General features: G+C 73.7%; 16 protein-coding genes and 27 pseudogenes. 27 read left to right on the top strand and 16 right to left on the bottom strand.

Going from position 1 to position 25,021, the window contains the following annotated elements; translation table 11 throughout:
• Position 1 precedes the first annotated feature (1 nt).
• The 4 genes and pseudogenes from UK94_RS38485 to UK94_RS38475 all read left to right on the top strand — a co-directional run.
• Positions 2 to 406, top strand: a pseudogene (locus tag UK94_RS38485) (DNA polymerase III subunit gamma and tau); the annotation flags it as partial.
• 90 nt (positions 407 to 496) lie between these two features.
• The coding region (locus tag UK94_RS03260) for a YbaB/EbfC family nucleoid-associated protein (protein WP_235486324.1) at positions 497 to 937 on the top strand (441 nt) is incomplete at its 5' end.
• A gap of 15 nt (positions 938 to 952) precedes the next feature.
• Positions 953 to 1,238, top strand: a pseudogene (locus UK94_RS38480) (recombination protein RecR); the annotation flags it as partial.
• A 1-nt stretch (position 1,239) separates the two neighbouring features.
• The coding region (locus UK94_RS38475; protein WP_235486321.1) for a toprim domain-containing protein at positions 1,240 to 1,552 on the top strand (313 nt) is incomplete at its 5' end.
• Positions 1,553 to 1,678: 126 nt separating this feature from the next.
• Here UK94_RS38475 and UK94_RS03250 read toward each other — a convergent pair.
• Positions 1,679 to 2,203, bottom strand: a 525-nt coding sequence (locus tag UK94_RS03250) for a hypothetical protein (RefSeq protein WP_235486319.1), incomplete at its 3' end; no start/stop codon positions are given.
• Between the two features lie 554 nt (positions 2,204 to 2,757).
• Between UK94_RS03250 and UK94_RS03245 the strand changes: the two genes are divergently transcribed.
• Positions 2,758 to 3,210 carry a hypothetical protein gene (locus tag UK94_RS03245; RefSeq protein ID WP_011601857.1) on the top strand — a complete coding sequence of 151 codons (453 nt, stop codon included), beginning with the start codon at positions 2,758 to 2,760 and terminating at the stop codon, positions 3,208 to 3,210.
• Between the two features lie 180 nt (positions 3,211 to 3,390).
• Here the strand turns inward: UK94_RS03245 and UK94_RS38470 are convergent.
• The 4 genes and pseudogenes from UK94_RS38470 to UK94_RS38455 form a co-directional block, all read right to left on the bottom strand.
• Positions 3,391 to 3,974 (bottom strand): annotated as a pseudogene (locus UK94_RS38470) (zinc-binding alcohol dehydrogenase family protein); the annotation flags it as partial.
• A gap of 1 nt (position 3,975) precedes the next feature.
• A partial coding sequence (locus tag UK94_RS38465) for an alcohol dehydrogenase catalytic domain-containing protein (RefSeq protein WP_235486317.1) occupies positions 3,976 to 4,413 on the bottom strand: 438 nt, incomplete at its 3' end.
• 20 nt (positions 4,414 to 4,433) lie between these two features.
• A pseudogene (locus UK94_RS03235) lies at positions 4,434 to 4,924 on the bottom strand (TerD family protein); the annotation flags it as partial.
• Positions 4,925 to 4,952: 28 nt separating this feature from the next.
• Positions 4,953 to 5,018: pseudogene (locus tag UK94_RS38455) on the bottom strand (TerD family protein); the annotation flags it as partial.
• Positions 5,019 to 5,292: 274 nt separating this feature from the next.
• Here UK94_RS38455 and UK94_RS03230 point away from each other — a divergent pair.
• The 6 genes and pseudogenes from UK94_RS03230 to UK94_RS38430 all read left to right on the top strand — a co-directional run.
• Positions 5,293 to 6,120 (top strand): annotated as a pseudogene (locus tag UK94_RS03230) (aspartate kinase); the annotation flags it as partial.
• Positions 6,121 to 6,126: 6 nt separating this feature from the next.
• Positions 6,127 to 6,195, top strand: a pseudogene (locus tag UK94_RS38450) (hypothetical protein); the annotation flags it as partial.
• Between the two features lies 1 nt (position 6,196).
• Positions 6,197 to 6,537: ACT domain-containing protein (locus UK94_RS38445; RefSeq protein ID WP_235486315.1), on the top strand; the 341-nt coding region annotated here is incomplete at its 5' end.
• A gap of 76 nt (positions 6,538 to 6,613) precedes the next feature.
• Positions 6,614 to 7,202 (top strand): annotated as a pseudogene (locus UK94_RS38440) (Asd/ArgC dimerization domain-containing protein); the annotation flags it as partial.
• Position 7,203: 1 nt separating this feature from the next.
• Positions 7,204 to 7,468 (top strand): annotated as a pseudogene (locus UK94_RS38435) (Asd/ArgC dimerization domain-containing protein); the annotation flags it as partial.
• Position 7,469: 1 nt separating this feature from the next.
• On the top strand, positions 7,470 to 7,711 hold a 242-nt coding region (locus tag UK94_RS38430; protein ID WP_268761193.1), incomplete at its 5' end, for an Asd/ArgC dimerization domain-containing protein.
• Positions 7,712 to 8,291: 580 nt separating this feature from the next.
• Here the strand turns inward: UK94_RS38430 and UK94_RS03220 are convergent.
• The 11 genes and pseudogenes from UK94_RS03220 to UK94_RS38395 form a co-directional block, all read right to left on the bottom strand.
• Positions 8,292 to 8,495: a cold-shock protein gene (locus UK94_RS03220; RefSeq protein ID WP_009740954.1), complete on the bottom strand. Its 204-nt coding sequence runs from the start codon at positions 8,493 to 8,495 to the stop codon at positions 8,292 to 8,294.
• Positions 8,496 to 8,913: 418 nt separating this feature from the next.
• Positions 8,914 to 9,775 (bottom strand): annotated as a pseudogene (locus tag UK94_RS03215) (aldo/keto reductase); the annotation flags it as partial.
• 1 nt (position 9,776) lies between these two features.
• Positions 9,777 to 9,942: pseudogene (locus UK94_RS38425) on the bottom strand (aldo/keto reductase); the annotation flags it as partial.
• 141 nt (positions 9,943 to 10,083) lie between these two features.
• Positions 10,084 to 11,652, bottom strand: coding sequence for a CYTH and CHAD domain-containing protein (locus tag UK94_RS03210; protein ID WP_011601851.1), 1,569 nt, complete (start codon positions 11,650 to 11,652; stop codon positions 10,084 to 10,086).
• Between the two features lie 191 nt (positions 11,653 to 11,843).
• Positions 11,844 to 12,641, bottom strand: coding sequence for a CPBP family intramembrane glutamic endopeptidase (locus UK94_RS03205; RefSeq protein ID WP_231861472.1), 798 nt, complete (start codon positions 12,639 to 12,641; stop codon positions 11,844 to 11,846).
• Positions 12,642 to 12,741: 100 nt separating this feature from the next.
• The gene (locus UK94_RS38420) at positions 12,742 to 13,089 is read right to left on the bottom strand and encodes a cytochrome d ubiquinol oxidase subunit II (protein ID WP_313949443.1); all 348 of its coding nucleotides are present in this window, start codon (positions 13,087 to 13,089) and stop codon (positions 12,742 to 12,744) included.
• Between the two features lies 1 nt (position 13,090).
• A partial coding sequence (locus UK94_RS38415; RefSeq protein WP_235486312.1) for a cytochrome d ubiquinol oxidase subunit II occupies positions 13,091 to 13,734 on the bottom strand: 644 nt, incomplete at its 3' end.
• A gap of 725 nt (positions 13,735 to 14,459) precedes the next feature.
• Positions 14,460 to 15,167 (bottom strand): annotated as a pseudogene (locus UK94_RS38410) (cytochrome ubiquinol oxidase subunit I); the annotation flags it as partial.
• A gap of 1 nt (position 15,168) precedes the next feature.
• Positions 15,169 to 15,529, bottom strand: a pseudogene (locus tag UK94_RS38405) (cytochrome ubiquinol oxidase subunit I); the annotation flags it as partial.
• Between the two features lies 1 nt (position 15,530).
• Positions 15,531 to 15,704: cytochrome ubiquinol oxidase subunit I (locus UK94_RS38400; protein ID WP_313949447.1), on the bottom strand; the 174-nt coding region annotated here is incomplete at its 3' end.
• 1 nt (position 15,705) lies between these two features.
• A partial coding sequence (locus tag UK94_RS38395) for a cytochrome ubiquinol oxidase subunit I (protein WP_235486310.1) occupies positions 15,706 to 16,097 on the bottom strand: 392 nt, incomplete at its 3' end.
• An 829-nt stretch (positions 16,098 to 16,926) separates the two neighbouring features.
• Here UK94_RS38395 and UK94_RS38390 point away from each other — a divergent pair.
• The 16 genes and pseudogenes from UK94_RS38390 to UK94_RS38325 all read left to right on the top strand — a co-directional run.
• A pseudogene (locus UK94_RS38390) lies at positions 16,927 to 17,111 on the top strand (BlaI/MecI/CopY family transcriptional regulator); the annotation flags it as partial.
• A gap of 1 nt (position 17,112) precedes the next feature.
• On the top strand, positions 17,113 to 17,412 hold a 300-nt coding region (locus tag UK94_RS38385), incomplete at its 5' end, for a BlaI/MecI/CopY family transcriptional regulator (protein ID WP_235486308.1).
• Between the two features lie 13 nt (positions 17,413 to 17,425).
• A pseudogene (locus UK94_RS38380) lies at positions 17,426 to 17,717 on the top strand (M56 family peptidase); the annotation flags it as partial.
• Position 17,718: 1 nt separating this feature from the next.
• A pseudogene (locus UK94_RS03185) lies at positions 17,719 to 18,688 on the top strand (M56 family metallopeptidase); the annotation flags it as partial.
• Between the two features lie 202 nt (positions 18,689 to 18,890).
• Positions 18,891 to 19,198, top strand: a pseudogene (locus UK94_RS38375) (phosphoenolpyruvate carboxylase); the annotation flags it as partial.
• A 1-nt stretch (position 19,199) separates the two neighbouring features.
• Positions 19,200 to 19,260: pseudogene (locus UK94_RS38370) on the top strand (hypothetical protein); the annotation flags it as partial.
• A 1-nt stretch (position 19,261) separates the two neighbouring features.
• Positions 19,262 to 19,355, top strand: a pseudogene (locus UK94_RS38365) (phosphoenolpyruvate carboxylase); the annotation flags it as partial.
• 1 nt (position 19,356) lies between these two features.
• Positions 19,357 to 19,587: pseudogene (locus UK94_RS38360) on the top strand (phosphoenolpyruvate carboxylase); the annotation flags it as partial.
• A gap of 1 nt (position 19,588) precedes the next feature.
• Positions 19,589 to 20,640: pseudogene (locus tag UK94_RS38355) on the top strand (phosphoenolpyruvate carboxylase); the annotation flags it as partial.
• A 1-nt stretch (position 20,641) separates the two neighbouring features.
• Positions 20,642 to 20,811, top strand: a pseudogene (locus UK94_RS38350) (phosphoenolpyruvate carboxylase); the annotation flags it as partial.
• Between the two features lies 1 nt (position 20,812).
• A pseudogene (locus tag UK94_RS38345) lies at positions 20,813 to 21,173 on the top strand (phosphoenolpyruvate carboxylase); the annotation flags it as partial.
• Between the two features lies 1 nt (position 21,174).
• Positions 21,175 to 21,659, top strand: a pseudogene (locus UK94_RS38340) (phosphoenolpyruvate carboxylase); the annotation flags it as partial.
• A gap of 1 nt (position 21,660) precedes the next feature.
• Positions 21,661 to 21,822: pseudogene (locus UK94_RS38335) on the top strand (phosphoenolpyruvate carboxylase); the annotation flags it as partial.
• Positions 21,823 to 22,470: 648 nt separating this feature from the next.
• Positions 22,471 to 23,922, top strand: a 1,452-nt coding sequence (locus tag UK94_RS03175; RefSeq protein WP_235486306.1) for an ROK family protein, incomplete at its 5' end; no start/stop codon positions are given.
• A gap of 389 nt (positions 23,923 to 24,311) precedes the next feature.
• Positions 24,312 to 24,481 (top strand): annotated as a pseudogene (locus UK94_RS38330) (TauD/TfdA family dioxygenase); the annotation flags it as partial.
• 1 nt (position 24,482) lies between these two features.
• Positions 24,483 to 25,021, top strand: a pseudogene (locus UK94_RS38325) (TauD/TfdA family dioxygenase); the annotation flags it as partial.

Below are 25,021 nucleotides of genomic sequence, written 5' to 3'. Positions count from 1 at the left end.
NAACAACGCCGGACCGAACAGCTTGGGCCGGAACGGCGTCGCGCAGAACAGCACCGACTGGAACGGCGCGCGCCACCATGTCGGCGTGCACCGTGCCGCGGATCAGGGCGCCGCTGCTCAGGGCGCCGCCGGTCAGGGCGCCGGCGGCGGGGGTGCCGCGGCGAGGGGTGGCGCCGGTTGGGCGGGAGGTGGCGAGGGCGGCGCTGGCCCGATCGGGGTCGGCGGGCACGGTTCGGCGGGGGGTGGCGGCACGCCCGCCGCGCCGCCGGTCAACGACGAGCCGTCCCTCGATGACGATGATGCCCCGGGGCAGGTGGGCGGGGCCCGCGGCGGTGCGGAGGCGGCGATGTCCCTGCTGCGGACCGGGCTCGGCGCCACGGTCATCGAACAGATCCCGACAAGCTGACGGGAAAGTAGGCTCGTCGACATGTCGAACTCGCAGACCTCCGCCGGCGATGGGACNCCGGCCGGCGGTGGACTGCCCGCCGGGGGTGGNGCCCATCTGGGGCAGATCCTCCAGCAGGCGCAGAAGATGCAGGCCGCGCTCCTGTCGGCCCAGGAGGAGCTCGCCTCCGCCCGGGTGGACGGCACGGCCGGCGGTGGCCTGGTCAGGGCCACCGTCAACGGCGGCGGCGAGCTCGTCGACCTCACGATCAGCCCGGAGGCGGTCGATCCGGAGGATACCGAGACACTCGCCGATCTGATCCTCGCGGCGGTCCGCGACGCGACCACCAACGCGCACCGGCTCGCCGCGGAACGGATGGGCTCGCTCACGGGCGGACTGGGCGCAGGCGGGCTCGCCGGCGGCGGGCTCGGTGGGGCCACCGCTGCAGGTGGGGCCGGTGGGGCGCTCGGCGGTCTGGGTGATCTCGGCGGCCTGTTGGCCGGCGGCGGCGCGGCGGGGCCGCGCGGTCCCGGTCGTCCCGGACTGGGCTGACGGGCGGGAGCATCGATGTACGAGGGCATCGTCCAGGATCTGATCGACGAACTCGGGCGGCTGCCCGGCATCGGCCCCAAGAGCGCCCAGCGGATCGCGTTCCACCTGCTGGCCGCCGACCCGGTGGACGTCCGCCGGCTGGCGACCGCGCTGACCGAGGTCAAGGACAAGGTCCGGTTCTGCCGGAGCTGCTTCAACGTCGCCCAGTCGGAGCTGTGCCGGATCTGCGCCGATCCCCGCCGCGACCAGGCCCTGATCTGCGTGGTCGAGGAGCCCAAGGACGTCGTCGCGATCGAGCGCANCCGGGAGTTCCGCGGGCGGTACCACGTGCTCGGCGGGGCGATCAACCCGATCGGCGGGGTCGGGCCCGACGACCTGCACATCCGCGAACTCGTCGCACGGCTGGCCGACGGCACGGTGACGGAGCTGATCCTCGCCACCGACCCGAACACCGAGGGTGAGGTCACCGCGTCCTACCTCGCCCGCCAGATCGGGCCGATGGGGCTGCGGGTCACCCGACTGGCCAGCGGCCTGCCGATGGGCGGCGACCTGGAGTGGGCCGACGAGGTGACCCTCGGCCGCGCCTTCGAGGGACGCCGGGTCGTCAACGCCTGACCCACCGGCCCCGGGGCCCGGGACCCTCGGCTCGACCCCCGGTCAGAAGCCGAGGATGGGCGCGTACGTCGAGCTGGGGATCGAGGCGAGGGTCAGCAGGACGACGCTGACATCGAGGTGGTCGGNCTCGGCGCTGAACACGGCATGCAGGCCACGGGTGCGGTAGACATCCACCCCGTGGTCGCGGCTGACCCGCACGCCGAAGACCTTCGTCGCCCTGATCCACCAGATCCGGCCGGCCGCCCGGATCCGGATCTGGCGGGCGTCGCGCCGCATGCCGGTCGTCAGCCGGGCCAGCCGGTCCGCGGGCAGCCACGGCTGGTCCACGTAGCCGACGATGTCCCGCTCCGGGCCGTGCACCACGAGCCGGGCGGGGCGGGCCGCGGAACCGGGCTCGACCAGGTCGAGCTCCGTGGTGATCTCCCGGTCCCGGGGGAACATCTCGGCCGCCCAGACACCCTCCCCGTGCAGGACCCGCTTGCCCTGCGGACCGCCCTGCGGATGCCCGCGGGGCAGCATTCCGCCGATGATCCGGCCGGCGCCGTCCAACCGCCAGGCCACCGAGATGACGACGCCCGGGGGCAGGGCGGCGCCAAGATCACAGGCATCACGTAGGGGGCAGGTCCGCACGCCTCGGATCCACCTATCCATCCAGGCCGCTCAGGTGCCGTCGTGCCCGCGCACGCCCCTGGGTCGCCTCCCCGGGGGCCGGCCCGCCTCCGGGTGGACCGGATTTCCCCCTGGAGATCACTCGACACCTCCCCACTGCCCCCGGTCACCGTCCGCACATGTGGTCACTTTCCGCCACCAAGCTCGACTGCCACCGACCATCGATGTGTGGATCTGCAACGCCTCGCTGNGCTGTGCACCCAGATGCTACGCCGCGCGCCCATGTGCCCATCATGTGCACTCGCGCGAGCATGTGCGCGCGCTTTCGCCATCCCGTCCGCCCACGCTTTCGGACGCGCGTCGGCACCGGCGTCCGAACGGTCGTCGGCGATCGCCTCGGAACGTTCATCCAGCGGAGCGTTCGCACGTGCATATGCCCGATACGTTCGCCCCTCCGGCCATTCCTACGGATCACATGACGACCACGGTGCGGGCCGGTACCAGGACCGATGCCGACCCCCGCGGTCCGCGGACGCGGAGCCGGGCGGCATGGTTAGGGGCGGCCGGTCCACACCGTCCATCAGGAGGTCCACCGTATGATCATCAGCTCGCATGTCCCCGCGGGCGCCTTCGTGGGTATGGCGATCCGGCATCCCGTGCCCGCCCTGGCCGCCGGATTCCTCTCGCATCTCGCCATGGACGCGCTGCCGCACTGGGGCACCGGCCCGAACACCGAGTCGGAGTGGCTGCCGATCGCGCGCCGGGACGGGGTCGCCGGGCTCGCCGCCATGGCCCTGCTGACCGCGTCGGCCCCGGCCGGGCGGCGCCTGGCCGTCCTCGCCGGCATGACCGGCGCCTGCCTGCCCGACACCGACAAGGTGGGCCGGTACTTCGTCGGCTCCAGTCCCTGGCCGAGCAGGTTCGACCGCTTCCACGAGAAGATCCAGAACGAGGCCCGCCACCGGCTGCCCCGTGAGGTGGCGACGGCCGCGGCCCTCACCCTCGCGGGCACGGTGCTGCTGCGTCGGCTGCCCGCCCGCGCGTCCTGACCGGGGCGCCAGGGGCCGCCCGCGCGTCCTGACCGGCCGGTAGGGGCCGCCCTGGCCCCGGACCGCCCGGTCCGGACCGCCCGGTCCGGGCTGGCCGGTCCGGGCTGGCCGGTCCGGGCTGGCCGGTCCGGGCTGGCCGGTCCGGGCTGGCCGGTCCGGGCTGGCCCCGCCCGGCCGCCGTCAGGGCAGCAGGACGGCCGCGCCGGTGACCCGGTCGGCGGCGAGATCGTCGAGGGCCTGGTCGGCGGCGTCGAGCGGGTAGGGCGACACCGTCACCGCCAGCCGGTGCTCGGCGGCGATCGCGAGGAACTCCGCGCCGTCGGCCCGGGTGTTCGCGGTCGTGCTGCGCAGGTCGCGCTCCTGAAACAGGTGGTCGGCATAGACGAGTGGCGGGATGTCGCTGAGGTGGATGCCCGCCACCGACAGGGTGCCGCCGCGGTCGAGCGCCGCGAGCGCCACCGGCACCAGCTCGCCCACCGGCGCGAACAGCACCGCCGCGTCCAGCGGCTCGGGCGGCGCGTCGTACGCCCCGGCCGCGGACGCCGCGCCGAGTTCGAGGGCCAGGGCCTGCGCGCGGGCCGAGCGGGTCAGCACATGGACCCGCGCCCCCTGGGCGATCGCCACCTGGGCGGCGAGATGCGCGGACGCGCCGAAGCCGTAGATACCCAGCCGGCCGCCGGGGGGCAGTGCCGCCCGCCGCAGCGCCCGGTAGCCGACGATGCCGGCGCACAACAGCGGGGCGAGCTCGGCGTCGCTGTAGCCGGNGGGCAGCCGGTAGGCGTAGTCGGCGCGGACGCAGACGTACTCGGCGTACCCGCCGTCGACGTCCCAGCCGGTGTAGGTCGACGCGGGGCAGAGATTCTCCGCGCCGCGGGCACAGTAGGCGCAGGTCCCGTCGGTCGAGGCGAGCCACGCCACGCCCAGCCGGTCGCCCAGGCGCACCCCCGGCGGACCTGCGTCCACCGCCGCCGGCACCCCGGGGCCGAGCGCGTCGACCCGGCCGACGACCTCGTGCCCCGGCACGGTGCGCGGCCGGTGCGGCACGAGGTCGCCCTCGGCGAGGTGCAGGTCGGTGCGGCACACGCCGCACGCGTCGACGCGCAGCCGGACCTGCCCGGGCCCCGGTTCGGGCACGGGCAGCTCGGCCGCGCGCAGCGGGCGCGTGCCCATCGGCCCCGGCGCGACGACCTGCCAGGCCCGCATCGCCGGCCCCGGCCCGCGGCTCAGACGCTGACGCCGTGGTCGCGGGCCAGGCCACCGAGGTCGTTGTGGCCCTGGCCCACGGCCCGGAACTTCCAGTCCGCGCCGTTGCGGTAGACCTCGCCGAAGATCACGACCGTCTCGGTGGAGTAGTCCTCGGACAGGTCGTACCGAACCAGCTCGTTGCCGCCCTGGTCGACGACCCGGATGTAGGCGTTGCGCACCTGGCCGAAGTTCTGGCTGCGGTTCACCGCGTCATAGATCGAGACGGGGACGACGATCCGTTCGATCTCGGCGGGCACCGAGGGCAGGTTGATGATGATGGACTCGTCGTCGCCCTCGCCCTGCCCCGTCTTGTTGTCGCCGGTCAGCGTGATCGCCCCCTCGGGCGAGGCGAGGTTGTTGTAGAAGATGAAGTAGCTGTCGTTGAAGGCCTTGCCGTCCGCCCGCAGGCCGATGGCCGAGGCGTCGAGGTCGAAGTCGGTGCCGGTGGTGGTGCGGGCGTCCCAGCCGANCCCGACGTTCAGCGCGGTGAGCTGGGNGGTGCCGGCCTCCGCGGCCTGCTTCGTGAGGCTTACGTTGCCACCCTTGGCGAGGCTGACTGCCATTGCGGATGTCCTTCCTGGACTGATGCGTCGGGGACCATCGCATCCAACCGCGGGACGCGGTCGATATGGCGCGGTCGGTGCCGTCACCCTGGCACAACGGATCGGATCCGCCCAGCGTGCCGTCGTCGGGACGACAGGGTCGCGGCGGGTCGGACCCCGGGCACGCTGCGCAGACATGCACCCAGGTCACATCGGAGCAATCCCTGGCGAGCGGAGCGGGCAGGTGTCGGCGCTCGGTAACCTGGCTGCCATGGCGCTCCTGGTCGCGAAGTTNGGTGGGTCCTCCGTTGCCGACGCGGACCGCATCAAACGGGTCGCCGAGCGGGTCGTCGAGGCGCGCCGCGACGGCAACGACGTGGTGGTCGTGGTGAGCGCCATGGGCGACACGACCGACGAGCTGCTCGACCTCGCCGAGCAGGTGTCACCGTTGCCGCCCGCCCGCGAGCTCGACATGCTCCTCACCGCCGGCGAGCGGATCTCCATGGCCCTGCTGGCGATGGCGATCACCACGCTCGGCGCGGAGGCCCGGTCGTTCACCGGCTCCCAGGCCGGCGTCATCACCGACTCGGTCCACGGCAAGGCCCGCATCATCGACGTCACACCGGGCCGGATCCGGGCCGCGCTCGACGAGGGCGCGATCGCGATCGTCGCCGGTTTCCAGGGCGTCAGCCAGGACACCAAGGACATCACCACGCTGGGCCGGGGCGGCTCGGACACGACCGCGGTCGCGCTCGCCGCGGCGCTGCACGCCGACGCGTGCGAGATCTACACCGACGTCGACGGCGTGTTCAGCGCCGATCCGCGCATCGTCCCCGACGCCCGCCGCATCGACACGATCTCCTACGAGGAGATGCTGGAGATGGCGGCCTGCGGCGCGAAGGTCCTCATGCTGCGCTGCGTCGAGTACGCCCGTCGCTACAGCGTCCCCGTGCATGTCCGCTCGTCGTTCAACGCGAAGCCGGGCACGTGGGTCACCGAGATTCCGGAGGCACAGCTCGTGGAACAGGCCATCATCCGTGGCGTCGCGCACGACGTCAGCGAGGCGAAGGTGACGGTCGTCGGCTGCCCGGACAAGCCGGGGGTGGCGGCGGCGGTGTTCCGGNCCGTNGCGGACGCGGACGTCAATCTCGACATGATCGTCCAGGTCGGCTCGGTCGCGGGCTCCGGCCGCACCGACNTCTCCTTCACCCTGCCCAAGACCGACGGGCGGACCGCGCTGACGGCGCTGGCGAAGGTGCAGGGCGAGATCGGCTTCGAGCGGACCCTCTACGACGACCACATCGGCAAGCTGTCGCTGATCGGCGCCGGGATGAAGTCGCACCCCGGGGTGTCGGCGCGGTTCTTCGGCGCGCTCGCCGACGCCGGCGTCAACGTGGAGATCATCTCAACGTCGGAGATCCGGATCTCGGTGGTGGTACGCGACACCGACCTGCCGGGCGCGGTGCGCGCCGTGCACGGCGCCTTCGAGCTCGGTGACCCCGACGGCGGGGCGGTCGTCTACGCGGGCACCGGTCGATGAGAACACCGGTCACGCGCGCCGTGGCGACGATCGCGGACGGCACGGCACTGATCACGGGTCATCGGGAGGATGGGGCATGACGGGCAACGAGGCCGGCCGGCGGCCGACGCTCGCGGTGGTGGGCGCTACGGGCGCGGTCGGCACGGTGATGCTGTCGATGCTCGCCGAGCGTCCGGACATCTGGGGGGAGATCCGGCCCGTGGCCTCGGCCCGCTCGGCCGGGCGCACCGTGCGGGTGCGCGGCGCGGACGTCGCCGTGCAGGTGCTCTCGCCGGAGGTCTTCGACGGGGTGGACGTCGCCGTGTTCGACGTGCCCGACGAGGTGTCGGCGCAGTGGGCGCCGGTGGCGGCGGCGCGCGGCGCGGTCGCGGTCGACAACTCGGGCGCCTTCCGGATGGACGACGACGTCCCCCTCGTCGTCCCCGAGGTCAACGCCGACCAGCTCGCCGCCCGCCCGCGGGGCATCATCGCCAACCCGAACTGCACGACCCTGTCGATGATCGTCGCGCTCGGCGCGCTGCACCGGGCCTTCGGTCTGGAGTCGATGTTCGCCGCCTCCTACCAGGCCGCCAGCGGCGCCGGACAGGCCGGCATCGACACCCTCTACAACCAGCTCGCCACGGTCGGTGGGACGCGGGAACTCGGCCAGACCGCCGGTGACGTGCNCAAGGCGATCGGCGAGGACGGCCTCGGCCCGTTCCCCGCGCCGCTGGCCCTCAACGTCGTGCCGTGGGCCGGGTCGCTGCGCGACGGCGGCTGGTCGTCCGAGGAGTTCAAGGTCCGCAACGAGTCCCGCAAGATCCTGGGCCTGCCGGACCTACGAGTGTCGGCGACCTGCGTCCGGGTGCCGGTGATCACCACCCATGCCGTCGCGGTGCACGCCCGTTTCGCGCGGCCCGTCACCGGCGACGAGGCCCGCGCGGTGCTGCTCNCCGCCCCCGGGGTCGCGGTGGTGGACGACCCGTCCGCCGGCGAGTTCCCCACCCCTTCGGACGTGGTGGGCACCGATCCCACCTGGGTCGGACGGATCCGGCAGTCGCCGGACGACCCGCACGAGATCGCACTGTTTCTCTGCGGCGACAACCTGCGCAAGGGAGCGGCGCTGAACACGCTGCAGATCGCCGAACTGCTCGTCGCCGGGCCACCGGCAGCGCAGGCGGCGGCAGCCGGCTGACGGCCCGCTGAGGCGGTTCGTACGCTCGCGTGCGGCGGGCCCGGCCGGCGCCCAGGCGCGGCCGGCCTGTCACGCACCCGCACGCCGTCCGCGCCGAGCCGTGATTGGTCTGGTCGCGGCAGCGCGCACATTCGCTTTCCCTGCGTTTCTCAGCAACCTTTAAGCTTTGGTCGCCGAGAGGAGCCACAAGGGAGACCGAGAACGAGCGGTCGGAGAACGGGATGCGCTTACCCGGCTTTGCACGAACAGCCATCGCCCCGGCGGCGATCCGTCACCGAAATCACGCCGATCGGCAAAAGCGCGGCGACCCGCCGGAAGGCGGATCAACCGGCCTCGACAGTGGGACATCGAAGACCGTTCCATTCCCGCCTGGCCAGGGGGAAAGGCGTCTTCTGGAGTACAGTCCCGCAGGAGGCTCCGATCGAGGCGACACACCCGAGCGGGCCGGGGAAACGAAGCCCTCCGGCACGATCGGGCAGTCGTGCAATCGACTCCGCCACGTGACGAACGGCGCGGAGAAGCGGTCAGCCCGCCCAGCGGAGCACCCGATGGGCGGGCTGACCGTGAAGTCTCTCGTGGCTCAGACGACGCGGACGGCGTCGGCCTGCGGACCCTTCTGACCCTGGGTCACCTGGAACTCGACCCGCTGGCCCTCCTCAAGTGCCTTGTAGCCGTCCATCTGAATCGCGCTGTAGTGAACGAAGACGTCGGAGCCGCCGCCGTCCACGGAGATGAAGCCGAAGCCCTTCTCCGAGTTGAACCACTTCACCGTGCCCTGAGCCACGTGCCGTTCTCCCTGCTGGTGCAGTCAGGACCCGCACCGCGCGGGCCCCGGACCGAACGCCAGGAAGCCACAAGAGTTCCTGGCGCTGTTCCGCCGCGCCTCGGTTGAGACGCGAACCGGCGAACTCCGGCCAGGGACGACGCTACACGGACGGAGGGCTTCGCGGGAGTCCTCCGAGCAAGGAAGTCCACTTCATGCCCCGGTAACAGAACAACGCCGCCGGCCCGGCCACGGGCTAGTACACCCGGGCGGTCCCGCAATCCGTCGAGCTGACAGGGATTTCCNAGCGTGGGCAGCGTGCGGGGGCGACCGCGCGATGGATGGCCCAGACGTGGCAACTCGGACGGGTGACCGCCGCGACTTTCGATCCGACCACGACCCGGACCACATCCCGGCCCACAATCGGGCCCACACGCGGCTACGCGTCGCCGGCGGGGTGCAACGGACCGCGGCCGGCGGAGAGTCGTTCGGCCGCCGCGGCGATCTCGGCGAGATCGGCGCCGGTGAGGGTCAGCGAGCCGGCCGGCAACCAGCCGTCGAGCTGGTCCGGGCGGCGGGCTCCGACGATGGCGCCGCTCACCCCGGGGGAGGCCAGGGTCCAGGCGACCGCGACGGCGGCGACCGTGGTCGCGTGCCGGCGGGCCACCTCCGCGAGCACCTCGACGAGGGCGAGGTTGCGCGCCAGGGCCGGCGGGTTGAACTCGGGGGCCCCGCGCCGCCAGTCGTCGGCCGGCAGCTCGGCGGTCCGCGTCGCGCTCCAACGCCCGGAGAGCAACCCGGACTGCATCGGGCTGTAGACGATCGTGCCGATGCCGTGGGCGGCCGCATACGGCAGGATCTCACCGGCGACGGCCCGGTCGATCAGGGAGAAGGGCGGCTGCAGCACGTCCACCCCGCCGGCCGCCGCGGCCTGCTCGAGCTGGTCGACGGAGAAGTTGGACACGCCCACCGAACGGATCTTGCCGGCGGCCCGCAGCTCGTGCAGCGTCCCGACGGCGTCGGCGATCGGCGTGCCGTCCTGCGGCGGCCAGTGCAGCTGATACAGGTCGATGCGGTCGACGCCGAGCCGGCGCAGCGAGGCGTCGACCTCGGTCCGGATCGAGGCCGGGGCGCCCACCCGGGCCGGCGGGACGCTCCGGTCGGCGTCGTCCCAGACCAGACCGCACTTGGTGAACACGTAGGGTCGCTCGGCCGCGGGGAGGTCGGCGAGCGCCCGGGCGACGAGCTCCTCGGAGTGCCCGAGCCCGTAGACGGCGGCGGTGTCGATCCAGTTGATCCCCNCCGCGACCGCGTGGCGGATCGCCGCGACCGCCTCGGCGTCGTCCTGGGCGCCCCAGCCGAAGGCCCAGCCCGCTCCGCCGATCGCCCAGGCACCGAAGCCCACCCGGGTGATCTCCATGCCCGTCGGGCCCAGCGGCGTCGTCGGAAGCGTGGTCGAGGTGGTCATCGCGAGCCTCCTGCGGCACCGGGACGAAGGCGGGGTCGACCGGAGGCTACCCGCCCCCGCCCGTCCGACGCCCTGATGCTGCCGACGCCCCCGGCACTGCCTACGCCCAGAGTTACCGGGCGCCACGGGCACCGCGGCTGCTCAGGCGAGCCAGCGGCGGTACTTCGCGGCGGAGATCCGGGGCCAGGCGTCGAAGAAGTCCCGCTCGGCCAGCCGCCCGCGGCACTCCTCCAGCCCGAGCAGGACCCCCAGCGTGAACGCGGTGGACTCGCCCTGGGCCTGGGCGGCGGCGCCCCACCCGCGCAGGAGGTCTCGCGCGACGGTGGCGTCCTGATGGGTGCCGAGCAGCTCCTGCGCCCGCTCCGCCTGGCCGACGAGTGCCGTCGCGTCCTGGCCGTACAGCGGGGTCACCGCCTCGACGGCGTAACGCAGCCGCTTGGCCTGCTTGCGCGCGGAGTGCAGCAGCTCGTCCCGGTCGTGGCCGACGGGGAGCCCGGCGGCGGCGGTCACCTTCTTGGCCAGCCGCCGGTCGGCGCGGCGGACGAGGTCGGGCAGGACCTTGCCGGCCGGGCGCCGTGCCGCGCCGGTCAGCGGGGCGCGGACCAGGGTGAGCAGGCTCGCGACGAGGGCGAAGTACCGGTCGCTGCGCAGCATCGCCAGCGCCTCGTCGCGGGCGGCGGCCATCCCGGTGGACAGGTGGGCGCTGACCGTCTCGTGCACCGGCCCGGCGACCAGGTCCGCGGGCAGCTCGGCCAGCCGGCCGTCGAAGTAGGCGATCTGCACCTCGGCGTCGCGGGCGCCGGACAGCGCGCCGGCCAGGTCGCGCAGCTCCCCGTCGAGCAGCGTCACCGTGTCGGCCGGGAACAGCGGCGCGAAGGTCCGCAGCGTGCTGCGGGCCCGCCGGCAGGCCACCCGCATCCGGTGGACGGCCTCGGGCTCGTCGAGCCGCACCCGCGGGTCGGCGGCGAGCAGGGCGCGGACCTGCTCGATGAGGTAGGCGCGCACGACGTCGCCCGCCGGGGCCCGCCGGCGCGGGCGGCGCGGCAGCGGGGGCACGTCCGGCCCCGGACCGGCGGCGAGCGCGGGCCCGAGCAGCCGGCCCAGCTTCGAGGAGTCCGTCGCCGCGACCGCGCCGGCCGAAAGCAGCAGCTCGCCGACGTCGTCGAGCAGGCCGCGCTTGCCGTCGACGAGTTCGACCTCGATCTCCCGCCAGGTGCTCACGACCGTCGCCTCGCCGAGCGTCTGGGCGGAGACCTGGTCGTCGACCACCTCGGCCAGGTCGACGCCGGCGGCGTCGCGCAGCCGCCGGGCGGTGCGCAGGGTGCGCAGCCGGGCGACCGGACGCAGCTCGCCGCCGCGCAGGTGCACCGTCACCAGGTCGACGAACTCCGCCGGCGGGGTGTGCCGCGCGCCCGCGGCCACGTCGACCACGCCGTCGGCGGCGTCGAGCGGGAGCCGCAGCTCGTCGCGCTCGCCGACGCGGACCGGCAGCTTCAGGTGCCAGCCGGCGTCGGAGCCGCCGGTGCGCCGGCGCAACGTGATCCGGTTACGGGCGAGGCGCAGGTCGTCGGTGTCGAAGTACACGGCCTCGAGGCTGACGGCGCGGCGGGTCCGCGCGGTCGCGACCCCGGGCAGTCCGCCCAGCTTCGGCAGCACGAAGGTCGGCTCGACGGCGTACTTGCGTTCTATCTCACGGGCCCCGGTGGCCATCCGCCCCGCCCTCCTCGTTGTTCTCCCATGGCGACTCTTCGCCTTACACCGTCACGCGCCCCACATCGCGGGCATGGCGCACCCAGGCAGCCCCTGCCCAGCCCCTCGTCGTTGTCCGATGGTCNGTCGGAGTNCCGGGAAGGACAGCGTCGGACACCTGATGGACGACTTGTGTTTCCCTGCCGTTAACCTTAGCGCGGAGCGGGAATCCAGGAGACCTTCCCGACCAGGAGCACATAGCCGACGAACGCCACCGTGTCGATGAGCGAGTGGGCGATCACCAGCGGCAGCACCCGGCCGTTGCGCTGGAACAGCCGGGCGAACAGCAGGCCCATCGCGAGGTTGCCGGCGAACCCGCCCAGGCCCTGGTACAGGTGGTAGGAACCGCGCAGCAGCGCGCTGGTGGCCAGCGCCCGCCCCGGCGTGACCCCGAGCTCACGCAGCCGCACCAGCAGGTAGCCGGTGACGATGACCTCCTCGGCGAGGCCGTTCTGGCAGGCGCTCAGCACGAGGACCGGCACCCGCCACCACACGTCGGGCAGGCTCGACGGCGCGACGGTGAGGTTGGCGCCGCTGTGCCAGGCCAGCAGGTAGAAGCCGAGGCCGAGGCCGCCGATCCCGGCGGCGAGCAGGGCGCCCTGGGCGAGGTCCGGGCCGGGTCGCCGGCCGTCGAGGCCGATTACGCGCCGCCCGCCGCCGTGGCGGGCCAGCAGGTGCACGGCCAGCAGCACGGGCACCACGCCGGTGGCGACGTCGGCCAGTTGCAGGGCGAGGTCGAGCCACGGGCGGCCCGGCGCGGCCGAGGTGTTCAACCGGGCGACCTGGGAACGGACCGGTCCCGGCCGGGTGAGCACGCCCACGTAGCGGATGAGCGCGTAGAGCGCGGAGGCGGCGAAGGAGACCCCGAGCACGAGCCAGACCTCGGCGGCCAGAACCCGCCGGGTGAGCGGTTCGGCCGTGACCGGCGCCGCCGGCGGGGCATCCGTCACCGGTCGACCGTAGCCCACCGCAATGGGCGGCCCGACCACGGATCGGCCCGGCGGCGACGCACCGCCGGGCCGATCCAGGGCCGCGGATCGGGTCGGCCGGTCAGTCCACCGGCTCGGGCCGGGTGAACAGCCGGTACAGCACGACCAGCGGCGGCGTGATCAGCAGGAGGCCGCCGCCGACGGTGTAGAGCATCGCGTGGATGTTGGTCGCCGGCGCCGCGGCGTCGTCGACCGTCACCTGCCCCACGATCAGGTCGGGGTACTGGGCGACCGCCCAGCCCCAGAGCATCGCGGCGACCGCGAGACCCGCCGCCAGCCGGGCGGCGACGAACTGGTTGCGCGCCAGCGCGACCAGGGAGCCGATCCCACCGACCGCGGAGAGCACCACCAGCAGCATCGAACGATCACGGAACCGGTGCGCGACCACGGGGGCCTGGTCCCAGAACAGNGGCAGCAGGACCAGCGCGAGGATGCCGCAGACCACGGCCCCGCCGACGGCGCGGCGGCGGAAGTCGGCCACCAGGTGCTCGGTGGCCGGCGAGGCCGCCGCGTCCTTGCACAGGTACACGGCGGCGAGGAAGGCCGTCGCGGCGACCGCGAACAGCCCGCAGACGAGGCCGAACGAGCTGCGGACCGGCGCGAACGGGTCGTCGGCCGACATGTCCCCGGTGGCCAGCGCCGCCCCGGCCACCCCGAGCGCGAACGGGGTGATCGTGGACGACACCGCGAAGACGTGCCCCCACCAGTGGTCGGGCCCCGCCGCGCCGGCGCCGTAGGCGCGGTAGACGTAGGCCGCGCCGCGCAGCACGATGCCGATCAGCGCGGCCGACAGCGGCACCTCCAGCGAGGAGCCGACCACCCCGTAGGCGGGCGGGAACCCGCTGAACAGGGCGACGACGATGAACACGAGCCAGACGTGGTTGGCCTCCCACACCGGCCCGATCGCGTTCGAGATCAGCTTGCGCTGGGCCCGCGCGTCCCGTCCTCGGGCGAGCAGGTCCCACACGCCGCCGCCGAAGTCCGCGCCGCCGAGCAGCGCGTAGGCGGTCAGGCCGATCACCATGACGACGAGGAGCAGGTCGGCGGAGGTCATCGGGTCTCTCCCCGGTCGGTGCGGCCGGCGGTGCGCGTGCCGGTGTCGGGACGGCGGGTGGTGGCGTGTCGGCCCCCGGCGGAGCGCCGGCCCAGCAGGCCGTGCCAGCCGGGCGCGCCACGCCGGTTCGACGCCGCGGGCCGTCCGCCCCCGAAGGATCCGGTGGGGTGCGGCTCGGGCCGGGGCCGCGGGATGGTGGGCGACGTGGGAGCCGGCGTCGTGGGCGTCGCGGACGGCTCGGCGCCGTCCGGCCGCGGGCTGATCGTCGGTGCCGGGTTGCGGCTCGGGTCCATGCCGGGGTCGGCGCCTGCCAGCGGATCGGCCTCGGTGGCCGGCTCGGTTTCGGTCGGCGGTTCGGACCCGGTGGACGGCTCGGTCCCCCTGGAGGGATCCGGCCCCTTGGCGGGGTCGGATCCCTCGGACGGGTTGCCGATCCCGGTGACCATGCTGCCGCCGGCGGGAGCGGGTGCGCCGGCGGGGGTCACGGGGAGGCGGCCGGGGAGGAGCACCGCCACCGGCAGGCCCGTCTGGTCGCGCTCGGAGAGCAGATCCGTCCGGGTCGTGTACCAGGCGACCGGCTCGGCGGCCGGGTCATACGCGGCGGCCGGCACATGCCGGGCGGCGGGGGCGAACGTGGCGGCCGGAACGTACCGGACCGCGGGCACGGACTCCGCCGCGGGGAAGGACCTGGCGGCCGGGACGTACCGGACCGCGGGGANGGACTNGGCGGCAGGGAAGGACTCGGCGGCAGGGAGGGACCTGGCGGCAGGGAGGGACCTGGCGGCCGGTACTCCTGTGGCAGCCGGCACTCCTGAAGCGGCCGGCGCCCCTGTGGCAGCCGGCACTCCCCTGGCCGCAGGGATGTACCGCGCGGCGGGGACGGACTCCTTCGAGCCGGACTCGTCGCCGCCGCTGCCCTGCTCCGGTCCGGAGCCGGCCGGGCCCGAGCCGCCGCTGCCGGACCCGGACCCGCCGTCGCGCGGCCGGGGGGCGGTGGGGGCCGAGGGGCCGGCGGGCTGGCCGGGACGAAGCTGCTCGCCGCTGGGGCCGCCGGTGGCCATCTTCCGCAGGATGAGCAGCAGGGCGCCGGCGAGCCCGAGGTACAGCACCAGGGTGCCCGCGAACATCGGCGCGACCGCGTCGCCGCCGGTGACGCCCTCGACGACCCGCATGTGGTCGCCGACGATCCACGGCTGGCGGCCGCCCTCGGTGACCTCCCAGCCGGTGAGCATCGCCAGCATCGCCGCCGGCCCGGTGCACGCCGCGGCGATCAGCCACGGCCTGCTGGTGGGTAGCAGCGGGCGCTCCCCGCGACGGCGCCGCCGCAGGACGACGAACCCCGTGATCAACGACAGGCCGATCAGGGCGGAACCCGCCCCGACCATCGTGGTGAACGCACCGTGCACGAGCGTGCCGTTCGGTCGCTCGTCCGGNGGCGCACCGTCCAGGCCCTTGATCACGTGACCGGTGCTGAAGCCCTCGAGCAGGGACAGGCCGCCGGGGATCTCCAGGCCGTAGCGGATCTCGCCGGTCTTGTTGTCGTAGATCCCGCCGAGGGCGAAGGGGGCATGCGACCCGGTGTGGTACAGACCCTCCATCGCCGCGAGCTTGAACGGCTGGTTGGCGCCGGCGACGCGGGCCGCCCAGTCCCCGACGATGAGCTGCAGGGGCGCGCAGGCCAGCACGACCGCGAGCCCGATCTTCAGGCCGCGCTGGTGGTAGGTGTCGCGCCGGCCGCGCAGCATGCCCACCGCGTAGATGGCGGCGACCACGCCGCCCGCACACATCAGCGCCGNGAGCAGCATGTGGACGAGCTGCGGCGGAGTACCGGGGCTGATGAACGGGGCGTACGGCTTGGCCTCGAGGAGCTTGCCGTTCTGCTCCACGATCCCGCGCGGCACGTTCATCCAGGCGTTGACCGTGATGATGAACAGCGTCGACAGGGTGCCGGAGATCGCGATCGGCCACAGNGTCAGCCAGTGGGCCCGCGGCGAGAGGCGCTTCCAGCCGTACAGGTACATGCCGACGAAGATCGCCTCGGTGAAGAACGCAAAGCCCTCCATGGTGAACGACAGCCCGAGGGCGCCCCCGTATTTGGACATGAACGCGGGCCAGAGCAGCCCGAACTCGAACGACAACACTGTTCCCGAGACGGCCCCCACCGCGAAGAGAACGGCGAAGGCACGCGACCACTTCTTCGTCAGCGCCAGCCAGACCGGATCGCCGGTCTTGAGCCAACGTCGCTCGGTGTAGATCAGCAGCCATGGCAAACCGACACCGAACACGGCGAAGCAGATGTGGAACGCGAGGGAGAACGCCGTCTGGGCACGAGCGAGGTCGACGGCGTCGGCGGCGAGAACCATGCGCACGGCTCCTTCGAAGGACCGCGGGAAGAAATCGACCGGGATTCAGTCGACCTTCTACCCAAAGTAGAAGGTCCTAAGGTACGTAGCGGGGTGATCCGGTCGGCGGTCGGGCCTCCGTGAGGTCCACGACATGCGCGACGCCGGCCGGCGGGGCGGTGCATCGCGCGTCCCCTTCACCTGCATACGCCGTCTTCCGNCCGCTTCCCCCCCGCAAACACCGTGTGACGTGCCCGGCAGCCGCGGACCTTGGCATTTGCCGCGTTCACCGCGGCACCAAAGGGCCCGTCCCGCGCATTCCCCGCAACCGGCCATGGCGGGCCGGAACAAGTTCACCCCCGGAGCGGGCCGGTCGGCTCGGCCGAAAAAATAACTTTCGGATAACACATCGACGCCGCCAAGCGGGTAACCCGCCACAAGGCCCCCGGGAACGGCGGCGAATGCATTTGCCGACGCCGCGGTCGGGCCGGCCGGACGCCGACGGGCCGGGACGGTCCCCGGGGTGCACCCGGCCCGGCAGCCGCGTGGGCGGAATGTGCCGGCGCCCCGCCGAATCGGGCCGGGGAGAAGGTCCCGACGCCGCGGGAGCGACGCCGGCGGCAGCCGACCGGGCGGCCGGCCCGGCGGCCAGGCCGGCGGTTCGACCTTCGGGCCACGGGCGGGTTGTGACGTCCGCGGCGCCAGCCCGGGCGGGCCGCCGACGGCGCGAGGCCGCCCGCGCCTGCCCTCGCGGGGCGAACACCCAGGTCGCGCGACTGTGTGACGTAGGAGGTGACGCGAACGAGACCGTTCCGCCGCCCTGAACTTCTACGCGACGTAGGATAGACCTATGGCGCGCCTGGGTGACCTCGAACGGTCGGTCATGGACGTGTTGTGGTCGAGCGAAGGCTGGCTCACGGCCCGCGAGGTCGCGGCCCGCCTCGACCATGAGCGCGATCTCGCGTACACCACCGTGCTGACCGTGCTTGAACGACTGGAACGCAAGGGTTTCGTCCGTCGGCAGCGGGCCGCGCGNGCCCACCGTTACGCCGCGTCCGACAGCCGGGAGGCCGTCGTCGCCGAGGCGATGATGGAGGCGCTGGGCACCGCGGACGACCGCGGATCGGCGCTGGTCCGCTTCGTCGGATCGGTCTCCGCCGAGGAGGCGGAGATCCTCCGCCGGGCGTTGGAGCCCCTCGGGGGCGAGCCGGCTGCCGAGGTCCCGGATCCCGCAGTCCCACCCCCGCCCGGGGCGGCCCCCGGCGGGCCGGACGGACCGGCCGCGGTGACCACCGACTCGGATCGAACGGTGCAGATTCCACCGGACGGGCGGTAGCGTTGCCGGTGAGATGACGACCGCGGCCCTCCTCGCCCTGTTCGCGGGCGTGCTGGCCTGGCCGGTACCACGCCTGCTGGCCGCCGCGCGCTGGCCGCACCGCTGCCCGCGGGCGGCGATCGTGCTGTGGCAGGCAATCGGGCTGGCCGGCGGGGTCTCGGCGCTGCTGGCCGCGATCGCGTTCACCGTCTCCCCGCTGTCCGGGAGCACGCCGACCGCGATCACGGATCATCTCGGCAACATCGCGGCCGGATCCCCCCTCACCGGCCTGCGCTGGGTCAACCTCGTCGGGCTTGCCACGGCGANGGCCCTCGCCTGCCGGTTGTTCGGAGTGCTCTGCGCCTCCACCGCGGCGACCCTGCGTGAGCGGCACCGGCATCGGCACCTGGTCGACCTCGCCGGCCGCCGCCACCGCGGGCACGGCGCGTGGGAGTCGGCCGACCACACGCACCTTCATCCGCCCACCACTGCCACTGCCGGCGGCGCCGGCGGCGGCGATGCCGACCACGGCGACGCCACCAACCCCGGCGACGGCCCGGGCGCAGGCGGCGACGGGAGCGGGAGCGGCGCCGATTCCACCACCTGCTGCCTGTGCGAACACCGTGACCGGGCCGGCATCCTGCTGCGGATCCTCGACCATCCGATCGCGGTCGCCTACTGCGTCCCGGGGGTCCGCCACGCCCGCGTGGTGGTCTCCAGGGGTCTGCTGAACACCCTCGACGCCGCCGAGCTGGACGCGGTCCTCGCCCACGAGGCGGCGCACGTCGCCGGACGGCACGATCTGGTCATCCAGCCGTTCGTCGCCTGGGAGCGCACCTTCCCCTTCCTCCGGCCGGCCCGGGAGGCGACGGCGGCCGTGTCCTTACTGGTCGAGATGCTCGCCGACGACGCCGCCGCCCGTGAGACCAACCGGCGCTCGCTCGCCCGGGCGCTGGCCCGACTCGGCGTGGCCCGGGCCCCGGTCCCCGCGGGGGCGCTCAGCATTACCGGGCACCCGGCCGCCGTGCTGCCCGCCCTCGGTGCCGAGGATCCCCTGCCGGCCACGGCGGCCCGGGCGGCGACCCGCTTCGGAGCCGGCTCGGCCGGCAGCCCGAGAAGCGCGCCGGGAGCGGGTTCCGCCGCAGCCGTCGCGCCGGACGCACCCGGCCTGCGGCTCGGGACGGTCAATCCCGTCATCTCCCGCATCGCCCGGCTGCTCGATCCGCCGGGGGTCCGTTGGTGGCTGCCCGCCGGGGCCTACCTGGCCGCCGCAGCCGTCCTCGCAGCCCCCCCGATGNTCGTCCTCATCGGCTGATCGCGCAGGTCACCGGCGGTCCATGACCGCAGGCGCCGGCTCGGCAAGGGCCGGCGGAGCACCCGAGAGACGATTTATCTCTCTCCCGCCATCTCGCCCATAGGCAAGGCGCGGGCGAGTCGGCAGACTAGGCCGCGTCGGCGCAGGACGGTCCTCGCCGGCCCCCGGCGACATCGCGGTCGCCGTGTCCGGCATCTCGGCGAACCCAGGCAGACCCATACGGGCCAAGGCAGAACCAGGCAGACCCAGGCGTACGGCAGACCCAGGCGAACCCAGGCGAACCACCGGAGGCGGCGTGACGACCGAGCGGAGCGCGAGTACGACCCTGGACGAGCTGGCCCCGGATCCCGGCGCCTTCGCCGGCGGAGTCTCCTCCGACGCCCGCCATGCGGCCGTGCGGGCGGGGGTCCGCCGGCTCGGGGATCTGCTCGGCCAGGCCCTGACCCGGCACGAGGGCGCGGCGACGCTCGCGCTCGTCGAACAGGTCCGCGCNCTGGCCCGCCGGCCCGACAACGGCGCCGAACTCGGCCGGCTGCTCGCCACCGTGGACGACCNGACGGCCATCGTGCTCGCCCGTGCCTTCACCGCCTACTTCCAGCTCGCCAACATCACCGAACAGCTGCACCGGTCCCGGGAACTGTCCGATCGGNCGAAGGGCCCGCTGACGGAGACCTTCGACCGGATGGCCGCCGCGCTCGACGCCGGCACCCTCGACCGGTCGCTGGCCGAGTCGATCGCCCGGCGCCTGGAGCTGCGCCCGGTCTTCACCGCCCACCCGACCGAGGCCAGCCGCCGCTCGGTGCTCGACACGCTGCGCCGCATCGCCGACCTGCTCGACGCCGACAGCCCGGACGGCGCGGTCCCGGCCGCCGACCGGGACCNCACGCAGCGGCGCCTCGCCGAGATGGTCGACGTCCTGTGGCAGACCGACGAGCTGCGGGTGGAGCGGCCGAAGCCCGCCGACGAGGCCCGCTCGGCGGCCTACTACCTGGAACTGATCGCCACCGAGGTGCTGCCCGACCTGCTGGAGGAGCTCGACCTGGCGCTCGCCCGGGTGGGGCTCACGCTGCCGGCCGGGGCGCACCCGGTGCGGTTCGGCTCCTGGGCGGGCGGCGACCGCGACGGCAACCCGAACGTGACTCCGGCGGTCACCCTGGAGGTGCTCACCCTCCAGCACGAGTTCGGCATCCGGTTGCTGACCGCCTCGGTCGAACGGCTCATCCAGGAGCTGACGGCGTCCACCCGGGTGGTGGGGGTCGGCGACGAGCTGCTGTCCTCGCTGGCCGCGGACCGCGAGGCGCTGCCCGAGGTCCACGACCGCTACATCCGGCTCAACGCGGAGGAGCCCTACCGGCTCAAGTGCAGCTACATCCTGGCGAGGCTCGCCGGCACCCGGGAACGGCTGGCCGCCGGTGCGCCGCACGTGCCCGGGCGTGACTACGGCGGCGTCGCCGAAATTCTCGACGACCTGGAGGTGATGCGCGCCTCGCTCAACGCCGGCGACGGATCCCTCGTCGCGGACGGCCCGCTGCTGCGCGTCATCCGCACCGCGCGCGCGATGGGGCTGTCGCTGGCCACCCTCGACATCCGCGAGCATGCCGACAAGCACCATGCGGCCCTGGCGGCGGTGTACGACCAGGTCGGGGAGCTCGACGTGCCCTACGCCCAGCTCGACCGGCCCGCGCGGCGCACGCTGCTGTCCGCGGAGCTCGCCCGGCGCCGGCCGCTGCTCGGCGCCGTGCCGCCGCCGCTGCCCCCGGCGGTGCTGGGCACGTTGGAGCTGATGCGCACCGTGCGGGAGGCGCTGGACCGCTTCGGCGGCGACGTCATCGAGAGCTACATCGTCTCGATGACCCGCGACGTCGACGACATCCTGGCCGTGGTCGTGCTCGCCCGGGAGGCCGGCCTGGTCGGTCTCGGCTTCGCCGACCGCCNCGCCTGGGCCCGCATCGGGTTCGTCCCGCTGTTCGAGACGGTGGCCGAGCTGCGGGCGGCCGGCTCGCTGCTCGACGGCATGCTGTCCGACCCCTCCTACCGCTCGCTGGTGCGCGCCCGCGCCGACGTGCAGGAGGTCATGCTCGGCTACTCCGACTCGTCGAAGGACGNGGGGATCACCGCGTCCCAGTGGGAGATCCACAAGGCACAGCGGGAACTGCGCGACGTCGCCCGCCGCCACGGCGTCGTGCTGCGGCTGTTCCACGGCCGCGGCGGCTCCGTCGGCCGCGGGGGCGGCCCGAGCGGCGAGGCGATCATGGCACAGCCGTTCGGCACGCTGGACGGCTCGATCAAGGTCACCGAGCAGGGCGAGGTGATCTCGGACAAGTACACGCTGCCCCAGCTCGCCCGGCACAACCTGGAGATCACCCTCGCGGCCGTGGTCGAGGCGTCGATCCTGCACCGATCCTCGCGGTTGAGCCCGACCGTGCTCGCCGGGTGGAACGAGACCATGCAGGCGGTCGCGGACTCGNCCCGGGTCACCTACCAGGCGTTCGTGGGCGATCCGGCGCTCGTGCCGTTCTTCCTCGCCGCCACCCCGGTGGAGGAGCTCGGCAACCTCAACATCGGCTCCCGGCCGTCGCGACGGCCCGGCGGAACCGGGGGGCTCGCCGACCTGCGCGCGATCCCCTGGGTGTTCGGCTGGACGCAGTCACGGATCATCCTGCCCGGCTGGTTCGGTGTGGGCACCGGCCTGGCCGCGGCCCGGGCCGCGGGGGCCGGCGACACCCTTGCCGAGATGTACCGGTCGTGGCACTTCTTCCGGACCTTCCTCGGCAACGTGCAGATGACCCTCGCCAAGTCCGACCTCACGATCGCCCAGCGGTACGTCTCGACCCTCGTCGGCGACGACGGCGGCACGATCTTCGAGACCATCCGCGCCGAGCACGCCCGCACGGTCGCCGAGGTCCTCACGGTCACCGGCCAGGCCGAGCTGCTGGAGAACGCCCCGACGCTGNGCCACACCCTCGAGGTCCGCGACGCCTACCTCGCCCCGCTGCACGCCCTGCAGGTCTCCCTGCTCGCCCGCGCCCGCGCCGCCGGGGAGGGCGCCGATCCCCTGCTGCGCCGGGCGCTGCTGCTGACGATCAACGGCATCGCCGCCGGCCTTCGCAACACCGNCTGACGCCACCCGGCCGACCACCGGACCAAACCATCCTCTTCTAGCTTCTCAATCTCTAGCTTCTCAATTGTCTTGGTTGACAACATGTTGTGCACTATCTACCGTCGGATGCATGAGCCGGCGCCTTCTCCTGGTATGCCNTGCCCACATCGACTTCCATCGCGTCGCGAGCGCGCTCTGTAGACCTNGCCGCTGATCCTCCCGAGTCTCAGGGCCCAGCCGCGCGCCGCGGTCGGCCGCGTGAGCCGGAACAGTCGGGACGGCGGGTCGGCTCCTGCCGTTGAGGCAGCCTGGCCGGAGCAAGCGTCGCCGATCGCCGCGCTTGTCGCGGCGCTCCTACCAGTCCGGCTACCGCCACGGGGCCCAAGGTCCGCTACGACTCCCCTCCCACCCCGCCGACCCGCCGGCCGTGGTCGGCGACCACGGTCACCGTCACGCGCCGCGGTCACAACGCGTCCGGGCGTGGCAGCCGCGGGTCGCCGGTGGGACCCCGCCCCGGTCATCCACCCGAGACGCTGCCACGGTGCGCGCCTCGGCACGCCTCACGCCCGCGCCGCGGAACAGCCGCACGTGGCCCGGCTGTGACGCGAGGAGGTTCCCCGTGTCCGTCCAGCGCAGCGTGTCCGTCCGCAACGAGGTGGGTCTNCGCGGCGAGCCGCCGACCACCCGTGCCCCGCGTGCCCGTCCCTCCGGCCGCGGGGGCGCCCCCGGAGCAGGCACGGCGCCGTCAGCCGGCCCGGCAGAGGCCGCTTCGACCAGCAGCGGTCCGGCGGGGGCCGGTCCGACCCGCGGTGGGTCGACCGGCGGTGGGTCGACCGGCGGTGGGTCGACCGGCGGTGGGTCGACCGGCGGTGGGTCGACCGGCGGTGGCATCGGCTCCGGCGCCGCGGCGGCGATCCTGCGGACGGTGCTCGACCACGGGCCGGTGGCCCGCACGGCGATCGGGCGGGCCACGGGGCTCAGCCCGGCGGCGGTGTCACGGCAGACCGCGGGGCTGATTTCGCTGGGCCTGCTGCGCGAGCTCCCGGCGAGCTCGCTGTCCCCGCGGGTGGGGCGCCCGCATGTGCCGCTCGACGTTGACACCCGGCGCCATCTCGCCTGCGGCGTGCACATCGCGGTCCCGTTCGTGACCTTCAGCGTGGTCGACCTGCGCGGCCAGGTGGTCGCCCGGGAGCAGCGGCCGCGTGAGGGCGACGCCATGACCGTCCTCCAGATGATCATCCGGCACCTGCCCGGCTTCCTCGCTCGGCACGCCACCGGAAGCCGGGTGCTGGGGCTGGGCGTGGTCACCGGCGGTCGGGTCGACCCCGAGCTCGGCCTGGTGGTCGAGCACGAGCCACTGGACTGGCGGGACGTGCCGGTGCGCGCCGTGCTGGCGGCGGCCACCGGGTTGCCGGTGCACGTCGACGGGCACGCCCGGGCACTGGCGCAGGCGGAGATCCTCTTCGGCGACCCGCGTGCCCGGCGCAGCCTGCTGCACCTGTTCGTGGGCAACGTCGCCGACGCCGCGTTCGCCACGGACGGCTCGGTGCACATCGGCCCCAACTCGGCCGCCGGCGGCATCGCCCACCTGCGGCTTGCCGACAGCGACGCGCACTGCCGGTGCGGCCGGTCCGGCTGCGTGCAGGCGACCCTGTCCGAACGCACGCTGCTACGGCACGCCGTGGGCGAGGGGATCATCTCCCGGCCGGACCTGCAGGACCTGCTGGCCGCGGCCCTCGGCGGCGACCGTCGCGCCGTGGCGCTCTTCCGCGACCGGCTGCGCGTGGTAGGACGGCTGATCGCTCTGCTCGTCGACATGATGGATCCGGAGATCGTCGTTCTCACCGAGGCCGCCACCCTGTTCCTGCCAGCCCTGCGGGCCGACCTGTTCGCCGAGATCTCCGCGTACTCCCGGGTGTGCGCCGAACCCGAACGGATGGTGCTGCCGAGCAGCTTCGGCCCCGACGTGCTCGCGGTCGCCGCGGGCGCGGCGGTGCTCGACGCGGTGCACCGCAGCCCGCACAGTCTGCTGGCCGGCCTGACGACGCCGCGGCCGGCCGCGGGGGCGGCTTCTCCTCGCCGTCCGGCCACCCCGCTCACCCGCCACGGCAATTAATTTCAGCGGAACGCAAAATATTGACGGCCCCATCGTTCATCACCGAAGATTGGTCCGTGAACAACATCGGACGGAGCGGCGGGGGTATTTCTCCGCCTCCCGGCCCGCGTTGTCGCCGATGTTGACGCCGGATATCCTCCACCCTACCGAGCGGATATCCGGGCAGGCTCGCGTCGAGGATGCCGCCACTGCTATCCTCCCCCGCATTCCCGGCTGCTCCGCCGGCCACCCCTGAAACGAGGAAGCCCCCTCGACCGTCAGCGATTCCGGCCGATTTCGGCTGCCCTGAAGGCGTGCATCCAGAGACCTGGGTCGGCAGCGCGCGAAAACATCGGATGCCCCGTTCCCAGCTTCATCCATTCCTTTTCCCGCCCTGGAGGAACCGCAGGATGACCAGCATCACACCCACCGCCCTGGGCATCGACGTCCGCCCGCTCTCCGGCCACACGGGGGCCGAGATCCACGGGATCGACCTGCGCGAGGAGCTCGACGACGCGACCGTGGCGGAGATCCGTTCGGCGCTGCACCAGTGGAAAGTGGTCTTCTTTCGGGACCAGCANATCGACCACGCCCAGCAGGTCGCGTTCGGGCGTCGGTTCGGTCGACTGACGCCGGCGCACCCGCACGAGGAGGCGCCGCCGGTCGGCTTCCCGGAGATCCTGCCGATCGACAGCCGCCGATACGCGAAGGTTTTCGGCAAGCGGAAGGCCACCTACGACAACGGCTGGCACACCGACGTCACCGCCCTGGTGAACCCACCCACCGCGTCGATCCTGCGCGGCGACGTCATCCCCCCGTACGGCGGGGACACCGCGTGGACGAACCTGGTGGCGGCCTACGAGGGGCTCCCCGAGCCGCTGCGGAACCTGGCGGACGGCCTGCGCGCCCGGCACAGCTTCGGGAACTTCCCCAGCGACAGCGAGTACGGCCGCAGAGTGGCCGCCAATCCGCTGGTGGCAATCCACCCGGTGGTGCGGGTGCACCCCGAGACCGGCGAGCGGGCGTTGTTCGTCAGCCCGAGCTTCACCGCGAAGGACGGCGAGATCATCGGCTTCTCGCCGAAGCAGAGCCGGCAGATCCTCGACGTTTTCTACGACCA

Source organism: Frankia sp. AvcI1, from assembly GCF_001420875.1.
Lineage (GTDB): Bacteria > Actinomycetota > Actinomycetes > Frankiales > Frankiaceae > Frankia > Frankia alni.
Note: the sequence above shows the minus strand (reverse complement) of the source record. Positions and strands in the feature narration are given on the sequence as shown.